This is a genomic window from Bordetella tumbae, assembly GCF_965139195.1.
In the GTDB taxonomy this organism is placed as follows: domain Bacteria; phylum Pseudomonadota; class Gammaproteobacteria; order Burkholderiales; family Burkholderiaceae_B; genus Bordetella_A; species Bordetella_A tumbae.
Genome location: NZ_CBCSJH010000003.1, coordinates 175,624 through 198,226 on the forward strand (window position 1 = coordinate 175,624; position 22,603 = coordinate 198,226).

Sequence of the window (22,603 nt, forward strand, 5' to 3'; positions counted from 1 at the left end):
ATCAATTGGGCTTGATGCCGACTTCTTTCACGACCTTGGCCCAGCGGTGGACCTCATCCTGCACAAAGCGGTCTGCTTCTTGTGGCGTGCTGGTTTTTACTTCTGCACCGAGTTTCGCCAGCTTGTCGGTCAGTTGCTTGCTTACGAGAATGGTGTTGAGCCCTTGGTTTAATTGATCTACGACATCGGCCGGCGTGCCGGCGGGAGCCAACAGGACGAACCAGCCTACGATATCGAAGCCTGGATAACCGCTTTCGGCTACTGTTGGACTATCAGGCAGGAGTGAAGACCGCTGTGCTGTCGTTACCGCAAGGGCATTGACCTTGCCGCTTTTGATATGTGGCAACATGACTGCGATGTTGTCGAACATCAGTCCCGTGCGGCCCGCCACGAGATCAGGCAAGGCGGCGGCGCTGCCTTTATAAGGCACATGCAGGATATCGACCTGTGCGGCTTTCTTGAAAACTTCTCCGGCCAAGTGTTGGCCTGTTCCAGCACTGGCTGACGCGAATGCGACTTCACCGGGGTGCTGCTTTAGATAAGCGACTAGCTCACCGACCGAACCGCTTTTCAGCTTGGGGTTAACCACCAGGACATAGGGCGTCGTTGCCACCATACCGACCGTTTTGAAGTCTCGCAGCGTATCGAATGGAAGGTCGGAGTAGATCGAGGCGTTCACCGCATGACTGCTAGGAGCGAAAAGCAGGGTATTTCCATCCGGTGCCGCCTTGGCTACTGACGCGGCGGCAATATTGCCACTCGCCCCTGCGCGGTTTTCGACAATGATGTCGCGATTGATCTGTGCGGAAAGTGCATTCGCAACGAGCCTGGCCATGACGTCGGTGGTGCCGCCGGGTGGGAATCCAACCTCGAGCCGGATGGGCGGGGCGGCATATGCAGGAATGGACAGCAGGTTCAAACAGGTCAGCACAGCGAGTACGCGGGCTCGGCGAAAAAATGGTCCGGGCATCTCAGGTCTCCTCCGAAGGTAATGGAGATTGTTGTAGTAGTGTTTAAGCGCGTGTCGTATCAGGACACTGACGCGAGTGCGCTTTTAAGCGATGCGCCGTCTTCTTTTTCGGGAGCAATGACGTAGCCCGATTTTTCGCCACGCATTGAGCAGCGCATCATGTGCCGAGCTTGATTCTGGTCGAAGTCCTTCAGCGCAATGTGCAGGGTGCAGCGGTTGTCCCACATCACGATATCGTTGAGCGCCCATTGATGCCGGTATACGAACTCGGGCGACGTAGCATGGCTATTCAGGAATTGCAGTAGCGGTTGGCTTTCTTCTTCCGTCATTCCGACGAAATTCCGGATGCGCTCGCTCACGAATAGCAGTTTGCGACCCGTTTCCGGATGCGTGCGAACCACGGGATGGGCGATAGGGGGATTGGCGCGCTTCATTTCTGCTATCTGGGCGGGATCGCGACGCTCGAAACCCTTGATCAATGTGATGTCGTGCACCGCATCCAGCGTCTCAATGAAGTCGCGCAGCACCGGGCTGAGCGTGTCGTATGCCATGTACATATTGGCGAACATGGTGTCGCCGCCTATGACAGGTTTCTCCTTGCACATCAGAACCGAGCCCTTGGCCGGCCGATCGGTATAGGTGAGGTCGGCGTGCCAATTACGGCCCGTATTTCGGGTTTCTGAAGGCTTGCCGTTGCGAGGTTTGTTCGATACCAGTAGCACTTCCGGGTAGTCGGGATCCCGGTAATAGGGCACGTTGTCATTGCGTTCGACTTCGCCCATTTGCCCCGTGAACGTGATGAGCTGCGGCGCAGTCAAGTCCTGGCCGGGGAATACCAGGATCAGGTGCTTGTGCCATGCGGCCTGTACGGCAGCTACTTGCTCCTGGGTCAGCGGATTGCGTAGATCCAGTCCTGTTACTCGTGCCCCAGCGGCATAGCCCAACGGCGTAATAACGAGAGAAGTCATGAAAAAAGGTCTCCTTTTATCGGCGGCAAATCACCGTCTGAGAACAGTATAGATTCGTCGATTGTCTTTTGTCGACAAAATATTTTTAGTGGAATTAACCCGTCTTTTATGCCGTTAGTCCCGGGGGCGGCAGGTATACTCGCCTACAACGTCCCTCATATCCTAGAGAGCCATGCCTGGCGCGCACGCCTACTTCAGCAAGAAATCGACACAGATCGGCCGCTTGGCAAAATCGTTACCAGAGCAGGTAGCCGAATCGCTGCTGGCGGCTATTCAAGACGGCGCGGTGGCTCCTGGTGAGCGCCTGAAAGAGGAGACCTATGCCGAGCTCTTCGCTGTCAGTCGCAGTACAGTGCGCGAAGCGATGTCGTTACTTGAGCGGCGGGGGCTGGTCGAACGTATTCCTCGGTATGGCGTGCGCGTCATTGCGATCGACGCCGAAGAAATCGAGGAAATTTTCAATATTCGGGCTCAATTGCTTGGACTGGCTGCGCGGCTGGCCGTGGAAAAAGCGTCAACTGACTTTGGGCCGCAGTTATTGGAGCGCGCTGCAGAGTTACGACGGTTGGCCGAAGCTCCCAGTACGGCGCCTGCAGATTACGCAGCATTATCGATCGATACGCAGCACATGCTGATCGGAGCGAGCCCTAGCAAGCGGTTGCGTGCCATTTACGAGGGGTTAAGTGATCAGGCGCTATGGCGTTATGCCATTCGCGAGAAGTCGATCAGTTTTCGCACTCAGCAACGGCGCCTGGAATCAGCAAATGATTGGATGAGAGTCGCGCAGGCCGTAGCTGCCGGAGACGCTGACGCGGCGGAAAACGCCGCCAAGACGTTGTTGCAGGCGTCCTATCGTGCCGTAGAGTCAAACGCGTCCGTGGCAGAAGATACCACCAAGAAATAAGTACGGCGGTGTGCCGCTAGGAGCGAGGTGGCGAGCACGGGTATCCGGGCAGAATGCGCCTGACGTAGGCGGCGTTGGCATGATGTGCCATCGCCTGCTGTGCCACCTCGCGCGACTTACTTCAGTTTGATCGCGCTCACATCTGCGGTCAGATACCCCACATAGGCGCCGTTCTTGTCCTTGAAGTTCTCGTCGATGGCCTCATCGATCTGGGTCATGAGCGCGGCCGGCAACCCACCGGTGGTGATCGATGATCCCGCCTCGTCGGCCTTGTTCATATAGCGTGCCCACTCGTCGCCCGCGTGTTGGAAATTGCTGGCGATGTAGGTCCAGCCGTTGATCTCGTCTACTGCATGCAGGCCGGTCGATTCGGCGCCGGCCGGGCATGACAATAGACGGTCCAGCGATTTGGTATCGACGTTGTATGCCCACAGGAAATTGTTCAAGTGGTTGCCACTGTCTTCGCCGATGAACAAGGTGCGCAGCTGCTCCGAGAACTTGAGATTGTCGGCGCTGGCGATCAGGTCGGGGTTGCTGGTGTTGCCCAGGCCGTCGGCCGTGCCGGAGGGCAAGTCTTCTCCAGCGATGAGCACGGCGGTGCTTTGCGGAGCCCATTCGCTGTTGATGGCATTGCCATCCGAGTCCACCATGCCGCCACCCAGGAAATGCTGCAGCACGCAGCCCGCATTGACTTTCTTCGGGAAATGCACATTGTGCTCGGCCACGTAGCCGGACAGGCCTACGATCATTGAGTCGGTGAGGTTAGCGATGGCCGAGTAGGCGATTTTGTCCTTGGCGTTCACCGTCGTGCCTTCCATTTTGGTGAAGGCCATGCTGCCGCCTCGGAGCGCGGCATAACGGTGGGTTTCCAGGAATGCAGCGGCTTTATGCGTCCTGTCGCTATCGTTGGCCAGCTTGACCCAACGCTGCGTTTTGTTGAGCGTTACTGATGTGTAGGTGCCGTCCGGCGCGGTGGCCGCATTGACCACATCCATAATGTCTGTGGGCTGGATATTGTCGGTGTTTACCAGTGCCGAGATTTCGTCGCTCGTGGCATGGCCGAGTTTGATCCATTGGATCTTGCCGGCGGTGGCCTGGTCGACAGACTGGTCGCTCAATACCGAGGTGTACTTGGCGACGTACAAGGTGCCGGCAGACAGATCGGCTTCCTTGTCGGCGACAAACATGAACAAGCCGCCGTTGGTGTAGTCGTCGCCCATCAGTACGGTGCGCTGATCGGGCATGACCTGGACCAGTTCGTGCGAGATGCGGCCGAGGCAATAATGTTTCTTGGCCGTACCGGTACCGTCGGGGTTCACGACGATCTCGGGCAAATGGCAATAGTTGTAGGGGTTGGCACTGTTCTCGTTGCCGTAGGTGAATTTGCTGTAGGCCTTGAGCGTGGACAGCGATTGGCCACCTTGATTCATGTCGAAGGCGTCCGGTTCGTATTCCTCGCTGGACAGGTGCGTGCCCCAGGGCGACAGGCTCGCACCACAGGTGATCCACAGTCCATGGACTTTCGACGTGTCGACGTTGTGATACTTGACCAGTGTCAGCTTGCCGGTTTCCGGATCCTGATCCAGCGTCAACACCGCAATCGGCGACGGTAGCGCACCGTAGGTACTGGAGCCGTCTTTTGCTTTGCTCTTGTACTCGAACTGCACGACCGCAAATACGGTATTGCCCTTGACGCCGTCGACTTTTGCGCCGTCGACTGTCAGGAACGAGGTGCCGTCCGGACAGTCCGAGTAGAACTGGCTGATATCTCCAGGCACTGAGGTGTCCATCAATGGCTGGTTGTTGATGTCATAGTAGCCGCCCGCGAGAATCTCGCCGCCATTGCCGTCCGGCACCATGTCGCCGGTCATGAAGAACGGCTGGTAGGCCAGCTTGTAATTGACGGTGCTACCATCAGTCAGCTCCAGCACCAGTTCCGATTTCACCGAGGTGGAGGCCAATTCGGCAGGGCTGCTTGCGGTGGGGGCCGGCATGCCGACGAACCTCGCGGATTTGATCTGCGGGGTGGGGGTAGGGGTCGACTCATCGTCGTCGTCNTCATCACTGCCGCTGCCACAGGCCGCGAGCATCGCGGTGGCGGCAGCGCCCAGGGGGAGAAATGCTGGGGTGCCAGCAATGAATTTCAGTAATTGACGGCGGTGGATATTTTTCAGTGAGTCAGGCATGTTCGTCGATTCCGGTTTGGGATATGCGGGCATTGAGGACGCAGAGCTAGTGACATGCCGTCGTTACATCCGTAGTCTCTGGCGCTTGCGTGAGAGGGGCATGCTAGGGAACCGGGGTGACACCTTCATGAAGCTGTCCTAACTGTCAGCTGAACGACCGCAAATTGACCGGCTTTTTTATGTACTTTGAGAGGATGAGGTGGTTCAGCAGCCCATAGCCCGCATCGACGGGGAGGATGATGGAATGGACACGACGCATCGAGCGACGGCACGATTGCTGCAGCCGTTGGTGGGCAATGGACACATCCACGCGCACCAGCCTGACGGACAGGCGTTGCAGACGCATTCGCTGTACGATGGGCAGATCACCATCGACCGTCGCCGCTGGACTTGCCGGGAGGCGGAGTTTCGCTGGACGGCGCCACAGCACGTCATCATCTTGACCGAGCGCGGCGGCACTGCGCGCACCCACATTCGTGACGGCGCGAAACCGATCTATGATGGCCGCGACCGCTCGGGAGTGATCAGTTTCGTGCCTGCCGGGGTGGAGCGTAATGGCTATTTCCGCGATGCCGATCTGGTCTACACCGCGTTGTGGGTCGATCCGCATCTGGATCTGCCAGGCTGTTCGCAATTGTCCACCGCGCCGTTGCGCGTCAATACCGGAGACTCCGTCATCCGGGCGCTGATGGCGTCGCTCGGTGCCGAAATGGCTGCCGGCCAACTGCCCGAGGCTGTGTACCTGGAACATTTGCTGGCGCTGATATCGCTGCGAATAGGTGGCAGCGGCGTTGGCAGGCAGTCTGCCGACGCTGCGGCCACAGTGCCTCGCCTGGGCCGCGGCGTAATCAAACGGCTGGATGACTATATCGAGTCTCACATCGAAGTCGGGATCTCGCTCACCGAACTGGCCCGATTAGCTGGCATGCCCATCGATACTTTTGCGCGGCGCTTCAAAGCCGAGACCGGCATGGCGCCCTATGCGTATGTGATCGAGCGCAGAGTGCGGCGGGCCGAAATATTGCTGCGTACCGCCACTATTCCTATCAGTGAGATTGCTTTCGGATTGGGTTTTTCCAGTCAAAGCCATCTCACTTCGACTTTCCGGCGCGTGATCGGCATTACGCCCCATGCCTACCGCCAACGCGCGGGCTTCCAGGATTCTGATATCGCGTCCTGATTCCTGAAAGAGCGGCAGGGCGATCTTATCCATACTGAGCGCCTGCCCCTTCTTTCAGGAGAAACTCATGGATAACAATGCGCCGACGCGTCCTTCTCGACGCGCGCTTCTGCAGGCTGGCGCCGCTACTGGCCTGTTGTTCGCAAGCGCGGCGCCGACTGCGGTGCGCGAGGCGCGCGCTGCCCAGACGGTGCCAGGCACTGCCACGCCATTGCCGACTCGTCCCGTTAGCTTGCGAGTTAATGCTGAGGTGTATGCGCTGTCGCTGGACCCGCGCACCACGGTCCTGGATGCGTTGCGCCACGAGATCGGGCTGACTGGCTCCAAGAAAGGGTGTGATCACGGCCAGTGCGGCGCCTGCACCGTACTGATCAATGGCCGCCGCATTAATTCGTGCCTGACCTTGGCGGTGATGCATGAGGACGATGACATTACCACCATCGAGGGCCTTGCCAATGATGAAAAACTGCATCCCATGCAGGCTGCTTTTATCGCACGTGACGGCTTCCAATGCGGCTATTGCACGCCCGGTCAGATCTGTTCGGCAGTGGGCATGTTGCAAGAGGTACGCGCCGGTTGGCCCAGCCATGCCAGCCAGGATGTAGCCACGCCCATGACGGCACTGACCGATGCCGAGATCCGCGAGCGCATGAGCGGCAATATATGCCGCTGTGCTGCGTATCCCAACATCGTTGCCGCCATCCATGATGCGGCCAAGGAGGCCTGATCTCATGATGCCCTTTACCTATGAGCGAGCTGCCAGCCCGGTTCAGGCCTCGGAAGCGGTCGCGGCAAAGCCACAGGCGCGTTTTATTGGCGGCGGTACGAACCTGCTGGACCTGATGAAGTTGGAAATCGAAAAGCCTGATCACCTCGTCGATATCAGCCGGCTGCCCATGGCCATCATAGAAGACACTGCCGAGGGTGGCCTGCGTATCGGCGCCCAGGTACTCAATAGCGACTTGGCCGCCGACAGCCGCGTGCGTAGCCGGTACCCTGTGCTGTCGCAGGCGCTGCTGGCAGGGGCTTCGGGCCAGATTCGCAACAAGGCCACGACCGGCGGCAATCTGCTGCAGCGCACGCGTTGCCCCTATTTCTACGATCCCAATACGCCCTGCAACAAGCGCGAACCGGGCGCGGGGTGCTCAGCCATGCAGGGCCATAATCGTATGAACGCGGTGATAGGCGCCAGCGCTGAATGCATCTCGGTGCATCCGTCGGATATGGCCGTGGCGCTGACGGCATTGGATGCCACAGTGCAAACCATCATGCCAGATGGCCAAGCGCGCAGCCTGCCCATCACCGAGCTATACCGGTTGCCCGGCACGACGCCGCATATTGAAACCCAGCTGGCGCACGGCGAGATGATTGTGGCGGTCACGCTGCCGCCTGCGCCGCGCGGCCACCAGCTCTATCGCAAAGTGCGCGATCGTGCGTCGTATGCGTTCGCGCTGGTCTCGGTAGCGGTGGTGCTAGATGCCTCAGGTGGCCAAGTGCGCACAGCCCGCATCGCATTAGGAGGAATTGCGCCCAAACCGTGGCGTGCCGTGGCCGCAGAGCAGAGCCTGACAGGACAGCAGGCCGCGGCAGGAGCCTATGCGGCTGCCGCCGAGGCCGCCCTGGCTGCAGCGCAGGGCCACGGCGGTAACGATTTCAAGATTCCGTTGGCCAAGCGGACCCTGCAACAGGCGTTGGCGACAGCCGCCCAAAACTCGCGAACCTGACCATGACCACATCCATGCAAACTCAGAGCCTCATCGGCCAGCCCGTCGACCGCATTGATGGTCGGTTGAAAGTCACAGGCCGGGCTACCTATGCATACGAACACACCGAAGCCGGGCAGGCTGCCCATGGCTACATCCTGGGGGCGTCCATCGCCAAGGGGCGCATCACGGACATTGATGACAGCGCCGCACGCCGCGCGCCGGGTGTCTTGTATGTCATGACCCATCGCAACGCGCCCGCACAGCCGGAATTCGGCCCTGCCGTGCCTCCCAAGGTGCCGGATGTCTTCACACGTGCCCGGCCCGCCCTGGCCAACGACCGCGTACGCTATTACGACGAACCGGTTGCGCTCGTCGTGGCCGAAACTTTCGAGGCCNCCCGGGCGGCCTCCCGTCTGATACGTGTGCGCTACGACGAGGAAAAGGCCGATGTCGAACTGACGTCACGCTTGGGGCAGGCCTATACGCCGCCACGTGTCAATGCGGGGATGGCCCCCGACAGCGCGGTGGGAGACTTTGAGGGCGCGTTCAAGCAGGCAGCGGTCGCCTTGGATCTGACGTACGCGACACCGTATCAAAGCCATAATCCCATGGAGCCGCAGGCTACCATCGCGGTATGGCGGGGCGATGACCTCACTGTATACGCGTCAGCGCAGACCCTGAATAACTTTCGTGCCACGCTGGCCAACACGCTGCGCATTGCACCTGAGCGTATCCGTATCATCAGCCCTTACGTAGGCGGAGGCTTTGGCGCCAAGCTGATTCCTCATGCCGACGCCATTCTGGCGGCGCTGGCCGCGAGGGTATTGCAGCGTCCCGTCAAAATTGCTCTGACACGTCAACAGATGTATGCCAACGCTGGCTATCGTGCGGCCATGGTGCATCAGCTGCGCCTGGGCGCGCAGCCGGACGGCAGGTTGACGGCGATGGGCTATGACGTGTATTCCGCTACCTCTCGCTTTGAGGAGTTTTGCGAACAGACCGCGGTTTTCGCCCGTCACTTGTATGCTGCCCCCAATCGTCTGACCCGTCATCGTCTGGTGCCTGTGGATCTGAATCGCGGCGAATGGATGCGCTCGCCGGGGGAGGCGCCTGGCATGCTGGCCTATGAGTGCGGCATGGACGAGCTGGCCGAGCACTTGGCGTTGGACCCGATCGAGCTGCGTGTGCGTAACGAACCCGCTCAAGACCCCGAGCGCGGTGTGCCGTTTTCTGCCCGCAATCTGGTGGAATGCATGCGCACCGGTGCCGAGCGTTTCGGCTGGAAGCATCGTAATCCCAAGCCGGCCAGCGTGCGCGAGGGGCGAAAAATGATCGGCATGGGTATGGCGGCTGCCATCCGCCCCAACTACATCGGGGCCTCCACCGCCCGCGTCGCTATCGATGCGATGGGCCGGGTTACTGTCAGTATGGACATGACCGATATCGGAACTGGTACCTACACGATCATCACTCAGGTCGCCGCTGAGAACCTCGGGGTTCCCATGTCGGCGGTACGAGTGCAACTGGGCGACAGTCGCCATCCTCGCACTGCCGGTTCGGGCGGTTCGTGGGGCGCCGCCAGCACGAGCAATGCGGTGTTAGCGGCCTGCCAAGCCATCAAGCGCCAGATTGCCGAGGCTGCAGGATCACCATACCGCGAGGCCGATGCGGCCACGCTGCGTTTTGCTGGCGGGAGGATCATCGCGGGTGCTCATTCAGAATCGCTTGCCACGCTGATGGCGCGCGTAGCGCCCCGTGGCCTGCAAGCCGACGGCAGCGTGGGTCCTATGGGTGAGTCGTACAAAGCGTACTCGCAACATTCGTACGGTGCGCATTTTGTCGAACTCGAAGTCGATATTGATACTGGCGAGATCCGCATGCGCCGCATGCTGTCGGTGATCAGTGCCGGGCGTATTCTCAATGCCAAGACGGCGCGCTCGCAGATCCTTGGAGGGATGACGTGGGGCATCGGGGCAGCATTGATGGAACAGACTCTGTTGGATACGCGTCATGGGCATTTCGTTAATCACGATTTGGCCGAATACCTGGTGCCGGTCAATGGCGACATCGCGCAGATGGATGTCGTGTTTCTCGAGGAGCCCGACGAACACGCCAATGCGCTGGGCGTCAAGGGTCTGGGCGAATTGGGGGTGTGCGGTGCGGGTGCGGCGGTGGCCAATGCTGTCTACAACGCAACGGGCGTTCGCGTGCGTGAGTTCCCGGTTACGCTGGATAAAGTGATGGCAGGTTGGACGGAAGCGGCCAGCGATCGGCCGAACGATTAAGCCAGGTCAAAGAGTTCGCCAGCCAAGCACATTGGGCCAGCCCTCTGGAAATCCGAGAGCACTGTCATAAGGAATTGTGGGATATCTTGAAAACAATGCCTCTAGATCTGATTTCCATCGGGGGCCGCGTCGTATGCTGTTGCACACGTAATTGATAACGGTTGCTGTTGCGAAGAAGGCTCGTGCCTGCGTGCCTTTGAACTGAAGGTGTCGTTTGTGATAGTCCCGCGGTGTCACACTGGTTTGTGCTCCGAGTAGACGGCCATGGTGAAAAACCGTATTTCGCATCACCGAAAAAGCATGTAACCATGAGGCAAATACTTCAGTATCTTCGACCTTGAATTGCCGGCTGATTTCTTTGCGGTATTCGACATTGCTCAGCGTCGGGTAAACAGTAGACCATGCGCCAAACGAAAGGCACTCACTGATCGCCCAACTCGGTGGAAATGCAGGTTCGTTGTACTGTTTCAAGTAATGCGCAATAAAAGGTTTGTGCCGCATTCGGCTGACTTCTTCAATCACGAGTTCGTATAGTGTCCGTTTGCGTGGTCTTTGTTTAACCTTCGCGGATCTTTCGACAGATGAGGGAGATGTTTTGAAGAGGGAGTCCTTCATGAACCAATGCGGGCCCTCGTGCTTGCTCATGGTGTTCGAGATCGAGGCGCGCACCATTAGCTCGATTCGCTCCAGCGCGTCACCGGTGATGCGCCGCAACTCTCTGTCGAACTCGTAGCGCTCGATGACCTTATCGAAGGAGGTTCCTTGTTGAAACCTCCTCGATTGCGGATCGATCCACTGATACCAATATCCTTTCATGCGATAGCCGCCGACCTGGGTCAAATAGGGAAGGGCTGTCCCGGCGTCGACTACCATGCCCCGCGCACGTAGTTTGGCTAACAGTTCTTTGGGATCTAGGTGCGGTTTGCTGAACGCTCTTTGATTGTTTTGAACAACATCTGGTGGCCGTGTATGGCTAGAAATCATGTGTTGCACAGGATATAGACGTGAAAAACCCGCCTTTTGCACTAGCCTCAGGAGAGGCACATTGTCCGAAGACAACAAGTGTGGCGGGTTGCGTTAGGAATATTTTCGCCTAGATCGAGGTGATGAGTCAACTGCGGAGGGGGGGCGGTTTGCGGTCGCAGCGCCTAGGGAATTCCCTAGGCGCNGCGGCGTCTTTCTTTCCGCAGAACCAACAACGCTAAGGCTTTGCTCAAGCCTTCCAATAAAAGCAACGTTGTTTTAGAAATATTGATATGGATTGAATGCTCCCCTCTATCTAGAATCCGGCGCAAGTCGTTCTGCGTAGTTTTGCAGGGCAATCCGGGGTAGCCGTCGGCGGTCGTGAGCCGCGGCTTGACTAGATAAAGGGAAACAATGCTTTCGTACACATTGCGGCGGCTGTTCATGACCTTACCCGTCATGCTGTTCGTCGCGCTATTCGTGTTCGGCTTGCTTGACCTGGCGCCGGGGGACCCCGCTGCCTTGCTGGCGGGGGAAGACGCAACGCCCGATGACATTCTGCGCATCCGGGCCACGTTGGGGCTGGATCAACCGTTCCTGCAACGCTTCGGTGTCTGGAGCTGGAACGTGTTGCACGGCGATCTCGGCATGTCGTTATTCACCGGTCAACCGGTGGCCCACATGATCAGCCAGCGGCTCGCCCCGACTTTCTCGCTAATGCTGATGACCTTGATCGTCTCGGTCATCATCGCCATTCCAATCGGTGCATTGGCGGCATGGAAGCATAACCGCCTGCAGGATCGCACCATCATGGTCCTGGCGGTATTCAGTTTCTCTGTGCCTTCGTTTGCCGTGGGTTACTTGCTGGCCTGGTTCTTTGGTCTGCAACTACGATGGTTCCCGGTGCAGGGGTACGTTCCTCTGTCGACGGGATTCTGGGCCTCCGTACATACCTTGGTATTACCGGCTCTGGCGCTGGGTAGCGTGTACGTCGCGCTGATTACGCGGATCACACGCGCCACGCTGTTGGAAACGTTGAGCCAGGATTACGTGCGCACCGCGCGTGCAAAGGGCGTAAACAATCGCGGCCTGCTGTTTCGCCATGCGTTAAAGAACGCCGCCGTGCCCATCATTACCGTGATCGGCAGTGGCGTCGCGTTGCTGATCAGCGGCACGGTGGTGACCGAGACTGTGTTTTCCATTCCCGGGCTGGGCCGGCTGGTGGTCGATGCCATTCTGCGGCGCGACTACCCGATCATTCAGGGCGTCATTTTGCTCTTCAGCTTTATGTACGTGTTGGTCAACCTGTTGGTCGATCTGTTGTATCGCGCCTTCGATCCGAGGATCAAATACTGATGATTACTTTTATCGGTTTTTTCAAGCGGCATCCGACGACAGCCATCGGTGGTCTGCTGCTGTTGTTGCTGTTCCTGACCGCGATTTTTGCGCCTTTTTTAGGAACAGTGGACCCGACGGCGCTGTCTCCTATTCATCGTACGCGTGCACCTAGTGCGCAGTTCTGGTTCGGCACTGATCTGCTTGGCCGCGATGTGTACTCTCGCGTGATCTATGGCGCGCGCATCTCGTTGATCGTCGGATTCTCGGTGGCGGCGTTGTCTACCGTGATCGGGGTCGCGATCGGCTTGGCTGCGGGTTTCGTCCGGTGGGTCGATGCGGTGGTGATGCGCATTATGGATGGCTTCATGTCCATTCCTACGATCCTGCTGGCGATTGCATTGATCGCACTGACGCGCGCGTCGTTGCAGAATGTGATCATCGCCATCACGATCGCCGAGGTGCCGCGCGTAGTGCGTCTGGTGCGTGGATTGGTGCTGTCGTTGCGTGAGCAACCTTATGTAGAGGCAGCAGTGGCCGCTGGTGCCAGCCCGTTGCGTATCGTGTTGCGCCATATTTTTCCCAACACCTTGGCAGCATTGATGGTGCAGGCTACCTATATCTGCGGCGTAGCCATCCTGGCTGAAGCCAGCCTGTCCTTTATCGGCGCCGGTGTACCGCCCTCGGTGCCGTCGTGGGGCAACATCATGGCCGAGGGCCGTGCACTGTGGCAGATCAAGCCGCACTTGATCGCTTTCCCTGCGCTGTTTCTGTCGATCACGATCCTGGCTATCAACATGCTGGGCGACGGACTGCGTGACGCGGTGGATCCGCGCATGGCCAAGAGGATTTGAAGATGGATGCACATACCTCAAAGACCCGGCGCGTGCTCGAGGTCGAGAATTTGTCGATCGCTTTTGGCCAGGGTGAAAAGACCTTCCGCGCGGTCAATTCGCTGAACCTGCACGTGGATCGTGGCGAAACGCTCGCTATCGTAGGTGAATCCGGTTCGGGTAAATCGGTAACCTCGTTAGCGGTGATGCGGCTAGTGGAATTTGGCGGCGGCCGTATCGAAAGCGGGCGCATGACCCTGCATCGTGCCACTGGCGAGGCCGTGGACCTGGTCGCAGCGTCCGAAGACAGTATGCGGGCCATGCGAGGCAACGATCTGGGCATGATTTTCCAGGAGCCCATGACGTCGTTGAACCCGGTATTCACGGTGGGAGCACAGATCGTCGAGGCCATTCGTTTGCATCAGCCCGGCGATGCCGCGACGGCGCGCGCTGCGGCCATTCGTATCCTGGATCAGGTTCGCATCCCTGGTGCCAGTGCCATCATGGGGCGCTATCCGCATGAACTGTCCGGTGGCATGCGGCAGCGCGTGATGATTGCCATGGCCTTGTCATGCAAACCGACACTGTTGATCGCTGACGAACCGACCACCGCACTGGATGTCACCATCCAGGCGCAAATCCTGCAGCTCATCCGCGAGCTGCAGCGCGAGATGGACATGGGCGTCATCTTCATTACGCACGACATGGGCGTGGTGGCCGAGGTAGCCGACCGCGTGATGGTGATGCGTAAAGGTGATGTGGTCGAAAACAACGATGTCCATGGACTGTTCAAAGCGCCCAGCCATCCGTATACGAAAGCGTTGATGGCGGCGGTGCCACGACTAGGTGCGATGCGCGGCACGACCTTGCCGGCGCGGTTTCCTCTGCTGTCGGAAACCGGCCAAGCGGAGCCGCCGCCCGCTGTGGCGGCCAAGCCGGACGTCGTGCTGGGCGTGCGGGATCTGGTGACCCGGTTCGACGTGCGCGGCGGCGTGTTCGCTCGCGTCAAGAAACGCGTCCATGCCGTGGAACAGGTCAATTTCGACTTGCACGGGGGCGAGACGCTGGCATTGGTAGGGGAGTCCGGGTGCGGAAAGACTTCGACTGGCCGGTCATTGCTGCGTTTGGCCAAAACCACACGCGGCACGATCACCTTTGAGGGGCGGCCGATCAACCAGGACGACGCTGCAGGGCTGCGTTTGCTCCGTCGCAATATGCAGTTCGTGTTCCAGGACCCGTTTGCCTCGTTGAATCCCCGCATGCGGGTGGGCGATTGCGTCAAAGAGCCGATGCTGATCCATGGTCTCTACGGTGGCGCTCAGGCAGATCGCCGAGCGGCGGAGCTATTTGAACGCGTGGGGTTGGATGCATCGATGCTGAGACGCTGGCCGCACGAGTTTTCAGGCGGCCAACGGCAGCGCATCTGCATTGCGCGCGCGCTGTCGGTTGATCCCAAAGTATTGATTGCCGACGAGTCCGTGTCTGCCCTGGACGTGTCCATACAGGCACAAATCGTGAACTTGCTGATTGATCTGCAGCGCGACCTGGGCGTGAGCCTATTGTTCATTTCCCACGATATGGCCGTAGTGGAACGGATCAGTCATCGCGTCGCGGTGATGTATCTGGGGCAGATCGTCGAGATCGGCCCGCGCCAGGCGATTTTCGAGAATCCTCAACATGCTTATACCCGCAAGCTGATGCAGGCGGTACCCATCGCGGATCCGAGCGCTCGTCGTGGTGGCGTGTTGGAACTGAGCGAGTTGCCCAGTCCTGTACGAGCCGTGGGTGATGAGCCCGATGTGCAACCGCTGGTTCAGGTCGGCGACGGCCACTTTGTTGCGCGGCACCGGATTGGCGGTGCGTACTGAACGTTTTTCCTTTTTATCCCGGAGATCAAAATGGATCGTAGAAGTTTTCTGCTGGCCTCATCTGCATCGGCTGCCGCCTGGGCGTTGCCGGGTATGTCTTTCGCACAATCTGCCAAACTGGCGTTTCGCTGGGTGCCGCAAGCCGACCTGACGTTGTTGGATCCGGTGTTCACGACTGCTGCCGTGACGCAGGTGCATGGACAATTGGTATTCGACACCTTGTACGGCCTGGATAATGACTATCAGCCCAGCCCGCAAATGGTAGCCAATCACGTCAGTGAAAACGACGGCCTGATATGGAAACTCACGCTGCGTGACGGTTTGGTGTTTCACGATGGCTCGCCGGTACGTGCGCAGGATGCGGTAGCGAGTATCTTGCGTTGGGCCAAGAAAGACCTGATGGGGAAATCCCTGATGCAGTCGACGGAATCGTTGACGGCCTTGGACGACAAGACGCTTCAGTTCAAGCTGAAGAAACCTTTTCCATTGATTCTGAACGCACTTGGGCGCCAGTCGGGCAACATGGCATGCATCATGCCGGAGCGCCTGGCCCAATTGCCAGAGACCGAGGCTGTCAAGGAAATGGTGGGCAGCGGTCCGTTCAAATTTGTCGCCGACAAATGGATGTCCGGTTCACGGGTGGTGTATGAGAAGTTCGCCGGCTATGTGCCGCGTCCGGATGACCGTAAACCCGAGTTCACTGCCGGGCCGAAGGTCGCGCACGTAGATGAGGTGCGTTGGCACATCATCCCTGACCGTGCTACCGCTATCGCGGCATTGCAGGCGGGTGAGGTCGACGGCGTAGAGATGGTGGACAACGATTTCCTGCCTATTTTGACCGCAGATCCCAGCGTTCATTTGGTCAAGCGCAGCCTGCCAACCATCGGTGTGATGCGTTTCAATCATCTGCATGCACCGTTCAATAATCCTGCTATTCGCCGTGCCGTACTCAGCGCGGTGAATCAGACGGAATATATGACCGCCATGAATGGCGCGGATTTCCCTGAATACTGGAGCGATAAGTGCGGCGTGTTCGTGCCTGGTTCGCCGATGGACAGCGATGCCGGCATGGAGAAGATCACCGGCAAGCGTGACATCGAGGCGGCTCGCGAGGCGATCAAGGCTGCTGGATATAACGGGGAAAAAGTCGTGTTGTTGGACCCGGTGGATTTTCCTACGTGGCACGCCGCTGCGCTCGTCACGGCCGATTTGTTCAAGCGCCTGGGTTTCAATGTCGATTTGCAGACGATGGATTGGGGCACTGCCGTACAGCGCCGCAACAATCAGGATGCGCCCACCGCAGGCGGCTGGAGCGTCGCTTTCACGGGCAATACCGGTCCGAACAACCTGGACCCTGCAGGTCACCTGGCACTGCGCGGCAATGGTAAGCAAGCCTGGTTCGGATGGCCGACCAGCGAACGCATCGAAAAGCTGCGTCTGGATTGGTTCAACGCGCCGGACCTGGAAACACAAAAGAAAATATGCCGCGAAATCCAGCTGCAGGTATTTGAGGATGTGCCGTACATTCCGCTGGGCGCGAGCTATCCCGTCAGCGCCTTGCGCAAGGAATGGAAGGACTTCCAGCCGCAAATGTCTTTGTTCTACACCGTGCACAAGGGCTGAGGCAAAAGGGAGATCCACATGAGTAGCAAAACACCGAAAGTCGCTGTTCTGGGCTTTCACCTGGAGGCCAACGCCTTTTCTCCCCTGTCGGTAGAGGAAGATTTCCGAGCCCAATGCTGGGAAGAGGGCGAGACGATTACCGAACTGGCCCGTGGCGTGAGCCGCTTGCCTAGCGAGGTGACGGGGTTCTATGCCCGTATGGACGAGCTAGGGTCCTGGACGCCAGCGCCATTGATCGTGGTCGGGGCGCCTCCGGGCGGCCCGGCCAGCACCGAGGTATGGGCAACTTTTGTGGCAGAGGTGGAACGCCGCCTGTTGGCTGCCATGCCTGTGGACGCGGTGTACGTGGCGAACCACGGTGCTTCGTCGGCAGAGGGCGAAGACGATACCGAAGGCGTTCTGGCGCAGCGGTTGCGCCACATCGTGGGGCCAGACGTGCCCATCATCGCCACGCATGATTTGCATTGCAATGTGTCTCAGGAAACCGTAGACGCGCTGGACGCATTGGTGGCATACCGTACCAATCCGCACGTCGATCAGCGAGAGCGTGCAGCTGATGCGGCCGACCTGATTCATGAGATGCTGGGTGGAACGCGCATGGAGACGGCATTCATACGTTTACCATTGACACCACCGTCGGTCACGTTATTGACGTCTAGCGGGCCTTATGCGGATATGGTAGCAATGGGCACGCGTTTGACGCAGAAACGCGGCGAAGGCCCCATCGCCCACGTTTCCGTTTGCGCAGGTTTTGTGTTTTCCGATCTGCCTAAATGCGGTGTCACCATCACAGTGACGTCACGCGGTGATCTGCAAGCCGCGCGTCGTACGGCGTTGCAAGTGGCCCGCGCGGGGTGGGCGGATCGGGCGCGCTACGTGGCTAACACCATCTCTGTCGAGCGCGCAGTCGAGTTGGCGCGAGAGGCCAGCAAACCTCTGCTATTTGCCGATGTTGCGGATAACCCCGGAGGCGGCGGTCGAGGCAATACGTCATGGTTGTTGACGGCTTTCGACGAGGCGCGTATCCCGAACGTCGTGCTCGGTGTGTTCGTGGATCCGGCGTTGGTGGCCGACGCAGAGAAACTCGGTGTCGGCACGGAGTTCGATGCCGTATTTAATCGCGAGGAAAGCCTGTATTCGCGGCGCTATACCTCGCGTGCTCGAGTGCTGAAACTGACCGATGGCGAGGGTATGGGGCGGCGCGGCATTATGCGGGGACGCAAGTTCTCGTTAGGGTCGACTTGTCTATTGGAGTTGGTTGAATCAGGGATGTTGGTGGTGGTGGGCAGTCTGCGCCGTCAGTTGGCCGAACCGGCGATCCTGGAGATGCATGGCGTCGATATTGCTCGCGCTGGCCACGTCATTGTCAAAAGCCGCGGTCACTACCGAGCGGGGTTTGACGAGTTCTTCCCTGACGAGCGTATTCACGACGTTGATAGTCCCGGGCTGACCACACCCAATCTGAAACAGGTCGACTTCAAACGCCTGCCGCGGCCGGTATGGCCGTTGGACAATGACGTTGTCTGGCACGAGCCGGAGTGGGCATCAGAAGTTACCGACTAGCGCGGTGTATCGGTCTCGATGGCGGCCATCATCCACGCCGGATGGTCATAGGCCGCCTCGATATGCTCGCGCAACATGTCCACAAAGCGCACCACGCTGCTGGGCAGGTGACGGTCAGCCATGGTCTGAATGTGACAGTTGCGCTGGTGCAAACTGCTGTTCGATAGCGGGACGGCGATAAGCTCGCCGCGTTCGGTCAGCCCCCTGACCGTCAGGTCGCTGGAAAAGCCAATGGCGCCCCAGTCCGTGCAGCTGGTGTGAATGCCCTCTTGGTTATTACAGGTGAGGGCCACGTTGAGCTTGATATTCTCATGCATGCAGCATAGATCGACCATGAAGCGTATCGTGCTGCCTGCCCCCATGAGTGCCACAGGGTGATCTTTTAATTCGCGTAGCGACAGCACTTTGTGTTTCGCGAGCGGATGAGCAGGCGACATGATCGCAAATACGGGCATTTTCCTGGCATATTGAACATCCACCCCTTGCGGCGGAGACAGGTTGTAGCTGACACCGATGTCGTCTTCGCCCTCGCGCACGCGGCGATTGATTTCCAACGACTGCAGGGTAGTCAGTTCAAAGCGCAGGGTAGGTTCCATGGCCAGAGCCTTGCCGATGACACGGGGCAACAATTCGCGGCCAAACGCCTGATTGGCGGAAATTCGGATGAGTTTCTGGCCGACTTGGCTTAATTCACGGATGTCTGCGCGGGCACGCTCGGATTCCAGAGCGGCGCGGCGCGCATAGGCTTTGAGCAGTTGTCCTGCCTCGGTCAGCACCATGCCGCGCGCATGACGATCGAACAACAGCGTCTGGTGCTCTTCTTCCAGTTTGCGGATCATCCGGCTGACGGCTGATGGCGCAACATGCAGTTTTTGCGCGGCCCCGGTCAATGATCCTGTATCTACGACTCCCAAGAAATACTGCAAGGCGGTGTTTAGCATGACGTGAGCCGGGGCTGGTCGAAATGGATTGGGTCCTTATACTAACTGACAGTTGCCGGTAGAGCGTCCGTGCTGGCTCGATGGGCCAGCCGGCGCAAGGGCGGCCGCCCCTTAGGGAGCCGCATGGGGTCTTGTGGCGCCTTTGCGCAACACCTGCCTCAGCATGTCCAAGGAATACGGCTTCTGCATCAATGGGAATTCAACGGCCTCTGGTCCCGTTATGACGTCGCTGTATCCGCTCGCTAGTGCGATGTATATGCTGGGCCACTGCGTGCGAATTTGTCTCGCTAGGTCGACGCCGTTCATGCCCGGTAATACGACGTCCAAGATGGCGATGTCGAACTGCCCGTCATTTTTTTCTAGAGCACGTAACGCAGACGGAGCGTCTTTCTGCCAAACCGGATGCTGGCCGAGGTCCTTGAGCATGGCAAAAACGACCTCGCCGACCATGACATTGTCCTCAACCAACAGGATGTCATTTTGAGCGCCAATGGCATGACTCAGGTCTTTGTCGATGGATGTGCCGGCGATGCGCAGCAGAGGCTCCGCGGCAGGTAGATATAACGTGAGTTCCGTTCCTTGTCCGGGAACGCTCTGCACTCGTACGTCGCCGCCCGATTGCCGCACAAAACCTTGTACTTGGCTAAGCCCGAGTCCGGAGTTTTCGTGAGCACTTTTTGTCGAGAAAAACGGCTCAAAGACATGTGTCAGAATATCCGGCTCGATGCCTGTTCCCGTATCGCGCACTGACAGAGCAACATGACCTTCTGGCTTATTGGAAACGGCAGTAGAGGAAGGAATATTCTCAATATGGCGGACAGCTATGGTCAGTGTGCCTCCTGCCGGCATGGCATCTCGTGCGTTGATTACAAGATTGAGTAACGTCGATTCAAGTTGACCGGGATCGGCGAATATCGTGCAATTCCCTGGGCCCAGTTCATAGGTCAACGCGATTGACGATCCGACCGAGGCCTCAAAGAGTTGCCTCAGCGCTGATAGATTCTCTCGTACGTCGAATACATGCGGCTGGAGCGGTTGTTTCTTTGCATAGGCCAGCAACTGCCGGGTCAATTGCGCGGCGCGTTCGGTCGTATCCCAAATGACATCGACATAGTGCTTCATCGGCTCTGGAAGGTCCTTCGACCTTTTCAGGAATTCTGCCGAGAATCTGATCGCAGTCAGGAAGTTGTTGAAATCGTGTGCCACACCGCCAGTTAAGCGGCCTATGGCTTCCATCCGTTGCGCATGGTGCATGGAGTCGCGAGCGGCCTGCAGTTCCTCGCTATGGGATTTTTGCTCCGTAATATCCCTGGTAATTTTTGCAAATCCGATAAGTTTTTTTTGGTCGTCGTAGACGGGGTCAATTACGACGCTGCACCAAAATCTGGTTCCATTCTTACGGACTCTCCACCCCTCGGCTTCGAATCGGCCGTCTGTTCTCGCGGTGGCCAAGGCTAGCTGCGGAATACCGGCAGCTCGGTCCTCTTCGGTATAGAAAACCGAAAAATGCTGGCCGATAATCTCGTCCGCTGAGTAACCTTTGAAGCGCTCGGCGCCCGTGTTCCAGCTGATAATCTGTCCGTTGATGTCCAGGAGATAGATCGCGTAGTCCCGGACCGCGTCGATCAATAACCGATATAGATCTTCCGTCGGAAGTTTTGCCGAGAAATCCATTTTTTTCCCTCGCCCTGAATAGCCCAGGTAGGCAGCAAGAATCATGCCGGAGTGTTGCGACGAAGCATTCCAGTGCAATTACGCGGAATGCTTCGCTCTGGCAAGTATTTTATTCAGGTCAAGGCAATCTCGCCCTCAATCCAGATTCAACACAACCCCCGTAAGGGGAGGCTTTCAGAGGAGGTGCGAGCAGGGGCGTTCACGCCGATTATGAGCTCGGCGATGTATCCCTGGGCCGTAAGGGGGATAGCGCGGCCACCCCTGTTCCTGTTGTGTCTTGAGTCAGTGCGCAGGTGTGTGCGAGCCGTGCATGGCGCTCGGATTCCTGCCAGCCCGCGCTCGCCAATGCGTTATCGGCAATGCCCAATAACACCGTCTCACTTAATGGGCATTCTGGATCGCCCAATGTGTCGTGCACCGCATGACTCAGGCATTTGCCGTTGTGCCAGTACACCGTCACCCTGGCACCGAAGTGAAGCGGGTAGCGTTGACAGTATTCGGCATCGGCGACTAAACGGACCGTCTTGCGCAACGTGAAAATCTGCGGGTCTGCGATGGCAGGTGCGTCGAACGCTGCCGGTGAGGGGGCTCCATGACAGAGCGCGACGGCCACGCCGTGCTGCAAACTGAACCGTGCCTGAGCGGCATCGCTTGGATCGGGGCGATCGCAAAATGCAATGGCATCGTCATAGGTCCGGATTTCTATGTGTTGCACTTCGGCCCAAGGTAGAGCGTCGGCCTGGGACGACCACGTATCACGCAAGCCGACTGCGGCATGGATGGCCGGATGGGCATGGCGGCAGGCTGCCCAGGGTTTGAAGCTGGTCGCGTGGATCTGCCAGTCGGCATCCAGCACTGCGGCCAACATTTCTGGCCGCGCGTCAGGGCAGGTCGCGGCGAAGAATCCCTTTTTTCCCTCCAAGGCAAAGGCGGGACCGCGAAGGCCTGCTTGAGCCAAATAGGCAGCTTGCACCCCCGTTTGTGCAGTGCGTGACAGGTGCCATGGTTTCGCATCGCAGGGATCGAGCCGCGTTTGCCATAGTCCGGATGTCTGCACCAGCGCAAGACGGATAGCGTGTGCCGTTTGCTCGGCACTCAGGCATAGCAGATGAGCAGCGGTAACAGCGGCGCCCACCGTACCGCATGTGGACGTGTTGTGCCAGTAACGGTAGTGTGTGGGTCCGACACTCATGCCCATGCGAATCATCGCTTCGTAACCGCGCACCATTGCGTCGAGAATCGCCTGGCCACTGGCACCGTTCTGGCGGGCAACGGCGAGCGCGACAGGGACGATGACCGGGGCGGGATGCACCAGCGCCTGACGATGCGTGTCATCCATTTCGAAAAGACTGCCCAGGCTGGCCTCGAACAATAGCGTGTGCCACGGATCGTCAGGCAATGATAAGGCCTTCAAGCCCTGCCAGAATGGCTGGGCAGATGGTGCTGACGCGGCCAATGCTGCGGCACCGGTCCACGCCACCAGGTGCAAACTGGCACGTTTGCGATCGCCTGCGCGAATCGGGCGAGCGCAGTGTTGGGCCAACCGGTCGGCGAGCGTCATGTTGTTTGCCGCGCTGCGCCTGCATGGACATGAATCGCGAGGC

General features: G+C 58.7%; 16 protein-coding genes and 2 pseudogenes. 11 read left to right on the forward strand and 7 right to left on the reverse strand.

Translation table 11 applies throughout. The features are described 5' to 3' along the window. Position 1: 1 nt before the first annotated feature. Positions 2-970 carry a tripartite tricarboxylate transporter substrate binding protein gene (locus tag ACNA0J_RS06155; protein ID WP_415817462.1) on the reverse strand — a complete coding sequence of 323 codons (969 nt, stop codon included), beginning with the start codon at positions 968-970 and terminating at the stop codon, positions 2-4. Positions 971-1,029: 59 nt separating this feature from the next. After that, on the reverse strand, positions 1,030-1,938 hold the full coding sequence (locus ACNA0J_RS06160; RefSeq protein WP_415817464.1) for a TauD/TfdA dioxygenase family protein: 909 nt from the start codon (positions 1,936-1,938) through the stop codon (positions 1,030-1,032). Positions 1,939-2,110: 172 nt separating this feature from the next. Between ACNA0J_RS06160 and ACNA0J_RS06165 the strand changes: the two genes are divergently transcribed. After that, entirely contained in the window at positions 2,111-2,842 is a 732-nt protein-coding gene (locus tag ACNA0J_RS06165; RefSeq protein WP_415817466.1) for a GntR family transcriptional regulator, read from the forward strand. A gap of 116 nt (positions 2,843-2,958) precedes the next feature. Here ACNA0J_RS06165 and ACNA0J_RS06170 read toward each other — a convergent pair. Continuing rightward, positions 2,959-4,899 (reverse strand): PhoX family protein (locus tag ACNA0J_RS06170; protein ID WP_415817468.1); only part of this gene is annotated, 1,941 nt, incomplete at its 5' end. Between the two features lie 373 nt (positions 4,900-5,272). Here ACNA0J_RS06170 and ACNA0J_RS06175 point away from each other — a divergent pair. From ACNA0J_RS06175 to ACNA0J_RS06195, 5 genes and pseudogenes are all read left to right on the forward strand, one after another. Continuing rightward, positions 5,273-6,208, forward strand: coding sequence for a helix-turn-helix domain-containing protein (locus tag ACNA0J_RS06175; protein ID WP_415817470.1), 936 nt, complete (start codon positions 5,273-5,275; stop codon positions 6,206-6,208). A 67-nt stretch (positions 6,209-6,275) separates the two neighbouring features. Further along, a complete protein-coding gene (locus ACNA0J_RS06180) occupies positions 6,276-6,935 on the forward strand; it encodes a 2Fe-2S iron-sulfur cluster-binding protein (RefSeq protein ID WP_415817472.1) in 660 nt (219 codons plus the stop codon). Between the two features lie 4 nt (positions 6,936-6,939). Then, positions 6,940-7,932: an FAD binding domain-containing protein gene (locus tag ACNA0J_RS06185; RefSeq protein ID WP_415817474.1), complete on the forward strand. Its 993-nt coding sequence runs from the start codon at positions 6,940-6,942 to the stop codon at positions 7,930-7,932. 14 nt (positions 7,933-7,946) lie between these two features. After that, positions 7,947-8,309, forward strand: a pseudogene (locus ACNA0J_RS06190) (xanthine dehydrogenase family protein molybdopterin-binding subunit); the annotation flags it as partial. A gap of 1 nt (position 8,310) precedes the next feature. Continuing rightward, positions 8,311-10,199 (forward strand): annotated as a pseudogene (locus ACNA0J_RS06195) (molybdopterin cofactor-binding domain-containing protein); the annotation flags it as partial. A gap of 6 nt (positions 10,200-10,205) precedes the next feature. Here ACNA0J_RS06195 and ACNA0J_RS06200 read toward each other — a convergent pair. Continuing rightward, positions 10,206-11,183 carry an Abi family protein gene (locus ACNA0J_RS06200; RefSeq protein WP_415817476.1) on the reverse strand — a complete coding sequence of 326 codons (978 nt, stop codon included), beginning with the start codon at positions 11,181-11,183 and terminating at the stop codon, positions 10,206-10,208. 393 nt (positions 11,184-11,576) lie between these two features. On the opposite strand from ACNA0J_RS06200, the gene ACNA0J_RS06205 reads away from it, so the two are divergent. The 5 genes from ACNA0J_RS06205 to ACNA0J_RS06225 are packed head-to-tail and all read left to right on the forward strand — an operon-like array spanning position 11,577 to position 18,384. Next, complete coding sequence (locus tag ACNA0J_RS06205; RefSeq protein WP_415817478.1) at positions 11,577-12,518, forward strand: ABC transporter permease; 942 nt, start codon at positions 11,577-11,579, stop codon at positions 12,516-12,518. Continuing rightward, positions 12,518-13,351, forward strand: coding sequence for an ABC transporter permease (locus ACNA0J_RS06210; protein WP_415817480.1), 834 nt, complete (start codon positions 12,518-12,520; stop codon positions 13,349-13,351). The genes ACNA0J_RS06205 and ACNA0J_RS06210 overlap by 1 nt, the downstream gene beginning before the upstream one ends. Positions 13,352-13,353: 2 nt before the next feature. Next, positions 13,354-15,198, forward strand: coding sequence for a dipeptide ABC transporter ATP-binding protein (locus ACNA0J_RS06215; RefSeq protein ID WP_415817482.1), 1,845 nt, complete (start codon positions 13,354-13,356; stop codon positions 15,196-15,198). 30 nt (positions 15,199-15,228) lie between these two features. Further along, the gene (locus tag ACNA0J_RS06220) at positions 15,229-16,821 is read left to right on the forward strand and encodes an ABC transporter substrate-binding protein (protein ID WP_415817484.1); all 1,593 of its coding nucleotides are present in this window, start codon (positions 15,229-15,231) and stop codon (positions 16,819-16,821) included. Between the two features lie 18 nt (positions 16,822-16,839). After that, on the forward strand, positions 16,840-18,384 hold the full coding sequence (locus tag ACNA0J_RS06225) for a M81 family metallopeptidase (RefSeq protein WP_415817486.1): 1,545 nt from the start codon (positions 16,840-16,842) through the stop codon (positions 18,382-18,384). On the opposite strand, the gene ACNA0J_RS06230 is transcribed toward ACNA0J_RS06225, so the two are convergent. From ACNA0J_RS06230 to ACNA0J_RS06240, 3 genes are all read right to left on the reverse strand, one after another. Next, positions 18,381-19,325 (reverse strand): LysR family transcriptional regulator, encoded by a 945-nt coding sequence (locus ACNA0J_RS06230; protein WP_415817488.1) that lies wholly within the window; start codon positions 19,323-19,325, stop codon positions 18,381-18,383. The two genes, ACNA0J_RS06225 and ACNA0J_RS06230, sit on opposite strands and share 4 nt — an antisense overlap. Positions 19,326-19,436: 111 nt before the next feature. Further along, on the reverse strand, positions 19,437-21,044 hold the full coding sequence (locus ACNA0J_RS06235) for an ATP-binding protein (RefSeq protein ID WP_415817491.1): 1,608 nt from the start codon (positions 21,042-21,044) through the stop codon (positions 19,437-19,439). Positions 21,045-21,207: 163 nt separating this feature from the next. After that, entirely contained in the window at positions 21,208-22,560 is a 1,353-nt protein-coding gene (locus ACNA0J_RS06240) for an MmgE/PrpD family protein (RefSeq protein WP_415817493.1), read from the reverse strand. Between the last annotated feature and the right edge of the window lie 43 nt (positions 22,561-22,603).